5 protein-coding genes and 1 riboswitch are annotated in these 6504 nt (G+C 73.0%); all 5 genes read left to right on the top strand.

Features of this window, described 5'->3' with window-relative positions; translation table 11 throughout:
- Nucleotides 1–143 precede the first annotated feature (143 nt).
- The 5 genes from H5J33_RS19450 to H5J33_RS19430 all read left to right on the top strand — a co-directional run bounded on the left by H5J33_RS19450 (nt 144) and on the right by H5J33_RS19430 (nt 6429).
- The gene (locus H5J33_RS19450) at nt 144–1316 is read left to right on the top strand and encodes a cytochrome P450 (protein ID WP_309485442.1); all 1173 of its coding nucleotides are present in this window, start codon (nt 144–146) and stop codon (nt 1314–1316) included.
- A gap of 49 nt (nt 1317–1365) precedes the next feature.
- A complete protein-coding gene (rlmN, locus tag H5J33_RS19445; RefSeq protein ID WP_181796203.1) occupies nt 1366–2472 on the top strand; it encodes a 23S rRNA (adenine(2503)-C(2))-methyltransferase RlmN in 1107 nt (368 codons plus the stop codon).
- Between the two features lie 23 nt (nt 2473–2495).
- A riboswitch (TPP riboswitch) is annotated at nt 2496–2603 on the top strand.
- An 83-nt stretch (nt 2604–2686) separates the two neighbouring features.
- On the top strand, nt 2687–3760 hold the full coding sequence (locus tag H5J33_RS19440) for a thiamine ABC transporter substrate binding subunit (RefSeq protein ID WP_181796202.1): 1074 nt from the start codon (nt 2687–2689) through the stop codon (nt 3758–3760).
- A 47-nt stretch (nt 3761–3807) separates the two neighbouring features.
- Complete coding sequence (locus tag H5J33_RS19435; protein WP_181796205.1) at nt 3808–5409, top strand: iron ABC transporter permease; 1602 nt, start codon at nt 3808–3810, stop codon at nt 5407–5409.
- A complete protein-coding gene (locus H5J33_RS19430) occupies nt 5410–6429 on the top strand; it encodes an ABC transporter ATP-binding protein (protein ID WP_181796201.1) in 1020 nt (339 codons plus the stop codon).
- Nucleotides 6430–6504: the final 75 nt, after the last annotated feature.

The following is a 6504-nucleotide window of genomic DNA, read 5'->3' as shown; positions in this document are numbered from 1 at the left end:
GCGACGTAGGGTCAGGCGTGCCTCACCGCGCGTGAGTTGTGTGCAAAGAATGCATGGCGTGCCCGTCCGGCCGCCCGGGCCCCGCCCTCACGCCCGCATCTCCAGCCTCCCCGGCCCCTTTACCTCCGGTGCGGTTCTGGCCCGTGGACGATCTGCCCGCGCTCGATCCCGATCCGTTCCTGGACGAGCTGGTGCGCGCCGAGCCGGTCGCCCGGATCAGGCTGCCGTTCGGCGAGGGCTGGGCCTGGCTGGTGACCCGGTACGAGGACGTCCGGTTCGTCACCTCCGACCCGCGCTTCTCCCGGGCACAGGTCGTCGGCCGCGAGGTCACCGCCATGCGCCCGGTGCCGGTCGCCTCGCAGACGGCCGGCCTGCAGTACGTCGACCCGCCCCGGCACACCCGGTTGCGCCGGGTCGTCGCCCGCGCGTTCACCAGGCGGAGCATGCGGCGGCTGCGTCCGCTCGCCGAGCGCAGGGCCGCCGAGCTGCTGGACGGGATGGCACGCGCCGGCGCCCCGGCCGACCTCATGGAGCACCTGCACGGCCCGTTCCCGCTCGCCGTGCTCCGTGACTTCCTCGGCGTGGCCGAGGAGGACCGGCGGGACTGGGCCGCGACCGGTGAGGCCCTGCTGTCGGCGGGCGCGGAGTCCGCGGAACGCGCCCGGGAGGCGGCGGGCGAGATCCGGGAGCTGATCGCGGGACTGCTCCGGCGCCGCCGCGAGGAACCGCGCGAGGACCTGGCCGGGGTGCTGGCGCGGGCCGCCGCGGAGGGCGAGATCACCGACGACGAGGCGGTCTCCCTCGCGATCGCCGTCCAGGTCAGCGGCGGCCACGCGGTCCGCAACAACAGCGGCTCGATGATGTACGCGCTGCTCACCCACCCCGCGCACCTGGACCGGCTGCGCCGCGAGCCGGAGCTGCTGCCCCGGGCCGTGGAGGAGCTGTTCCGCTACGTCCCGCACCGCAACGGCGTCGGCATCCCCCGGATCGCCACCGAGGACGTCGAGGTCGGCGGCCGGCTGATCCGCGCCGGTGACGTGGTCTACAACGCCTACCTGGCCGCGAACCGCGATCCCCGCGCGTTCCCCGGCCCGGACGTCCTGGACTTCGACCGGGACCACCCCGCCCACCTGGCCTTCGGCCACGGCCCGCACCACTGCCTGGCCGCCGTCATGGCCCGGATGGAGGCCGAGGTCGTGATCGGCGCCGTCCTCACCCGCTTCCCCGCCCTCCGCCTGGCCGTCCCGCCCGGGGAGGTCGAGTTCCAGCGCCGGGGCCTGATCCGCGGCCCGAGGACCCTGCCGGTGACCTGGTGAGAGCGGGCTTTCCGGGTCACCCGGTTGGATCTGCGACACTGGTAACGCCATGCCTAAGCCCGGAGAACTCACTTTCGTCGCGCCGCGCGGAGCCAAGAAGCCGCCGCGGCATCTCGCCGACCTCACGCCCGCCGAGCGCAAGGAAGCGGTGGCCGGGATCGGTGAGAAGCCGTTCCGTGCCAAGCAGCTCTCGCAGCACTACTTCGCGCGGTACGCGCACGACCCGGAGCAGTGGACCGACATCCCCGCCGGTTCGCGCGCCAAGCTCCGAGAAGCGCTGTTCCCGGAGCTGATGACCGTCGTCCGCCATCTGTCCACCGACGAGGGCACCACCCGCAAGACGCTGTGGCGGCTGTTCGACGGCACGCTGGTGGAGTCGGTGCTGATGCGCTACCCGGACCGGGTGACCATGTGCATCAGCTCGCAGGCCGGCTGCGGTATGAACTGCCCGTTCTGCGCGACCGGGCAGGCGGGGCTGGACCGCAACCTGTCGACCGCGGAGATCGTCCACCAGATCGTGGACGGCATGCGGGCGCTGCGCGACGGCGAGGTGCCCGGCGGCCCCGCGCGGCTGTCCAACATCGTCTTCATGGGGATGGGCGAGCCGCTCGCCAACTACAACCGGGTCGTCGGGGCCATCCGGGCGCTCACCGACCCGGCCCCGGACGGGCTCGGGCTCTCCCAGCGCGGGATCACCGTCTCCACCGTCGGCCTGGTGCCGGCCATCCACCGGTTCGCCGACGAGGGCTTCAAGTGCCGGCTGGCGATCTCCCTGCACGCCCCCGACGACGAACTGCGCGACACCCTCGTGCCCGTGAACACGCGGTGGAAGGTGCGCGAGGTGCTGGACGCCGGATTCGAGTACACCGAGAAGTCGGGTCGCCGGCTGTCCATCGAGTACGCGCTGATCCGGGACATCAACGACCAGGCGTGGCGCGGTGACCGGCTCGGCCGGCTGCTCAAGGGCAAGCCCGTGCACGTCAACCTCATCCCGCTCAACCCCACCCCCGGGTCGAAGTGGACGGCGTCCCGGCCGGAGGACGAGAAGGCGTTCGTGGAGGCCATCGCGGCCCATGGTGTGGCCGTCACCATCCGGGACACCCGTGGTCAGGAGATCGACGGAGCCTGTGGTCAGCTCGCGGCCACCGAGCGGTAATCTGACCGGGTCCACATACCTTCATATTCCGACAGGGGAGCGCCACAGCGCTGAGAGTGCGGCAACCGGGCCGCAGACCCTCTGAACCTCGCCCAGGTCATTCTGGGTAGGAAGTTCGGTCATCACTCAAGCTGTTGCGCCCTGCCCGGGCCGCCCGCGCGGCGGTCCGGGCAGGGCCGCGTCTCTTCCTGGCCCACCCCCAGGAGGACATCCAGTGCACAACAAGACCCTCGTGGCCGTGACGGCGGGGCTCGGCCTGCTCGCGCTGTCCGCGTGCGGTGCGACGGACTCCGGGTCCTCCTCGGACCCCAAGACCGTCACCCTCGTCAGCCACGACTCGTGGAACGTCTCCAAGAGCGTCGTCAAGGACTTCGAGAAGCGGTCCGGGTACAAGCTCAGGGTCCTCAAGGACGGCGACGCCGGGCAGGCCGTCAACAAGGCCATCCTGACCAAGGACAACCCGCAGGGCGACGTCTTCTTCGGCGTCGACAACACCCTGCTCTCCCGCGCCCTGGACAACGGGCTGTTCCAGCCCTACGAGCCGAAGGGCGCCGGCTCCGTCCGGCCGGAGAACCGCGTCGACCAGGACAAGCACCGCGTCACCCCCGTCGACACCGGCGACATCTGCGTCAACTACGACAAGGCCTGGTTCAGCGCCCACAAGCTGACCCCGCCGCAGTCCTTCGCCGACCTCGCCAAGCCCGCGTACAAGAACCTCCTCGTCACCGAGAACGCGGCCACCTCCTCGCCGGGCCTCGGCTTCCTGCTCGGCAGCGCCGCGAAGTTCGGCGACCAGGGCTGGCCGGAGTACTGGAAGAAGCTCAAGGCCAACGGCGTCAAGGTCGTCGACGGCTGGGAACAGGCCTACTACCAGGAGTTCTCCGGCTCCTCCGAGGGCAGGAAGGCCGGCGGCGACCGGCCGCTGGCGGTGTCGTACGCCTCCTCCCCGCCCGCCGAGGTGATCTACGCCAAGAAGCGGCCCGCCACCGCCCCGACCGGGGTGGCGTACGGCACCTGCTTCCGGCAGACCGAGTACGCCGGGCTGCTGAGCCACGCGAAGAACCCCGAGGGCGGCAAGGCGTTCCTCGACTTCCTGCTCACCCGGGAGTTCCAGCAGGACATGCCGCTGAACATGTTCGTCTACCCGGTCGTGGAGGGAGCCGCCGTGCCCGCCGACTTCACCGAGTACGGTCCGGCCGCCAAGGACCCCGAGACCCTGGCCCCCGACAAGATCGCCGCCAACCGCGACCAGTGGGTCTCCTCGTGGACGTCGCTCGTACTGAAGTGACCGCCAAGGCGCGCGGCCGGCGCGGGAGCGCGGCGCGGCTCGGGCTGCTGGCCCTGCCCGTCGCGTTCTTCGCGCTGTTCTTCGCCTGGCCCGTCGCCGCGATCGTCACCCGCGGGCTGAAGACGGACGGCGCCTGGCACCTCGGCCGGATCGCGGACGTCGTCACCCGCCCCGACATCCGGCACGTGCTGTGGTTCACCACCTGGCAGGCGCTCGCCTCGACCGCGCTCACCCTGCTGCTCGCCCTGCCCGCCGCCTATGTCTTCGCCCGCCTCGACTTCCCCGGCAGACACGTGCTGCGGGCCGTCGTCACGGTGCCGTTCGTGCTGCCGACCGTCGTCGCCGGCAGCGCCTTCCTGGCCCTGGTCGGGCGGGGCGGTCTGCTGGACGAGCTGTGGGGGGTACGGCTGGACACCACGGTGTGGGCGATCCTGCTCGCCCACGTCTTCTTCAACTACGCGGTCGTCGTCCGCACCGTCGGCGGGCTGTGGGCCCAGCTCGACCCCCGGCAGGAGGAGGCCGCGCGCATGCTCGGCGCCTCGCCGTTCACGGCCTGGCGCCGGGTCACCCTGCCGGCGCTCGGGCCCGCCGTGGCCGCCGCCGCCCTGATGGTGTTCCTGTTCACCTTCACCTCCTTCGGCGTGGTCCAGATCCTCGGCGGCCCCACCTTCTCCACCGTCGAGGTGGAGATCTACCGGCAGACCTCCGAGACCTTCGACCTGTCCACGGCCGCCGTCCTCACCCTCGTCCAGTTCGCCGCCGTCGGCGCGATCCTCGCCGTGCACGCCTGGACGGTACGGCGGCGGGAGACCGCGCTGCGCCTGGTCGACGCCTCCGTCACCGCCCGCCGGCCGCGCGGGGCCGGGCAGTGGGCGCTGCTCGCCGCCGTCCTCGCCACCGTCGCCCTGCTGCTGGTGCTGCCGCTCGGCGTCCTCGTCCGCCGCTCCCTGGACGCACCCGGCTTCGGTTATTACCGGGCGCTGACCGACGCGGACGGCGGTACGTTCCTGGTGGCGCCCGTGCACGCGGTGTGGACCTCGCTCCAGTACGCCGTCGCCGCCACCGCCATAGCCGTCGTGATCGGCGGCCTCGCCGCCGCCGCGCTGGCCCGCCGCGACGCCGGACGGCTGGTACGGGGCTTCGACGCGCTGCTGATGCTGCCGCTCGGCGTCTCCGCCGTCACCGTCGGCTTCGGCTTCCTGATCGCCCTCGACGAACCGCCGCTGGACCTGCGCCAGTCCTGGATCCTGGTGCCGCTCGCCCAGGCCCTCGTCGGCGCCCCCTTCGTCGTCCGCACCATGCTGCCCGTGCTGCGCGCGGTGGACGCACGCCTCAGGGAGGCCGCCGCCGTGCTCGGGGCCTCGCCCTGGCGGGTGTGGCGGGAGGTGGACCTGCCGCTGGTACGCAGGGCGCTGCTGGTCGCGGCCGGTTTCGCGTTCGCCGTGTCGCTCGGCGAGTTCGGGGCGACCGTGTTCATCGCCCGGCCCGACAACCCCACCCTGCCGGTCGCCGTGGCCCGGCTGCTCAGCCGCCCCGGCGATCTCAACTACGGCCAGGCGATGGCCCTTTCGACCATTCTGATGGTGGTGTGCGCCGTCGCGCTGCTCGTCCTGGAGCGGCTGCGCACCGACCGGACGGGGGAGTTCTAGATGCTGCTGAGCCTGGATGCCGCGACCGTGCGCTTCGGCGGGCGGGACGCCCTGGACCGGGTCGGCCTCGAGGTCGCCGAGCACGAGGTGGTGTGCGTGCTCGGGCCCAGCGGCAGCGGGAAGTCGACGCTGCTCAGGGCGGTCGCCGGACTCCAGCCCCTGGACTTCGGGCGGGTGCTGCTGGACGGCCGGGACCAGAACGGGGTGCCCGCGCACCGGCGCGACGTAGGCCTGATGTTCCAGGACCACCAGCTCTTCCCGCAGCGGGACGTCGGCGCCAACGTGGCCTTCGGGCTGCGGATGCACGGCGTCGGCCGGCGCGAACGGGACGCCGAGGTGGCCCGGTTGCTGGACCTGGTCGGTCTGCCGGGGGCCGAGCGGCGGGCCGTGGCCGCCCTGTCCGGCGGCGAGCAGCAGCGCGTGGCCCTCGCCCGGGCGCTCGCCCCCCGGCCCCGGCTGCTCATGCTGGACGAGCCGCTCGGCCAGCTCGACCGCTCGCTGCGCGAACGCCTCGTGGTGGAACTGCGGGAGCTGTTCGGCCGGCTGGGCACGACCGTGCTCGCCGTGACCCACGACCAGGGGGAGGCGTTCGCGCTGGCCGACCGGGTGGTGGTGATGCGGGACGGGCGGATCGCGCAGTCCGGGACGCCCGTCGAGGTGTGGCAGCGGCCCGCCGACGCGTTCGTGGCCCGCTTCCTCGGCTTCGAGAACGTGGTGCCGGCGACCGTCGCCGGTACGGCCGCCGACAGCCCCTGGGGCAAACTGCCGGTGCCCGACGGCTCGGCGCAGGGCAGCCGTACGGTCCTGGTCCGCCCGGCCGGGGTCCGGCTGGTCCCCGCCGACCAGGGCCTGTCCTGCACGGTGACCGCCCGCACGTTCAAGGGCTCCCACGTGGCCGTCCACCTCCAGCCGGCGGACGGCCCGCGGCTGGAGGCGGCCTGCGCCCTGCGGGACGCCCCCGAGCCCGGCGCCCTGGTCGGAGTGGAGTTCGACGCGGCCGAGATCGCCGTACTGGACTGATCACCGGGCCCGGAACTCCGGCCGGCCGGGGCTCAGCCGCGGCGGCGCATGCCGAACCAGACCGCGCCCCCGCCG

This window comes from Streptomyces sp. WELS2 (assembly GCF_013870595.1).
Classification (GTDB): Bacteria; Actinomycetota; Actinomycetes; order Streptomycetales; family Streptomycetaceae; genus Streptomyces.
Note: the sequence above shows the minus strand (reverse complement) of the source record. Positions and strands in the feature narration are given on the sequence as shown.

Excerpts from the sequence above, each read along its gene's own strand:
- rlmN (WP_181796203.1), top strand. The coding sequence starts at position 1,366 with ATGCCTAAGCCCGGAGAACTCACTTTCGTCGCGCCGCGCGGAGCCAAG.
- H5J33_RS19430 (WP_181796201.1), top strand. The coding sequence starts at position 5,410 with ATGCTGCTGAGCCTGGATGCCGCGACCGTGCGCTTCGGCGGGCGGGAC.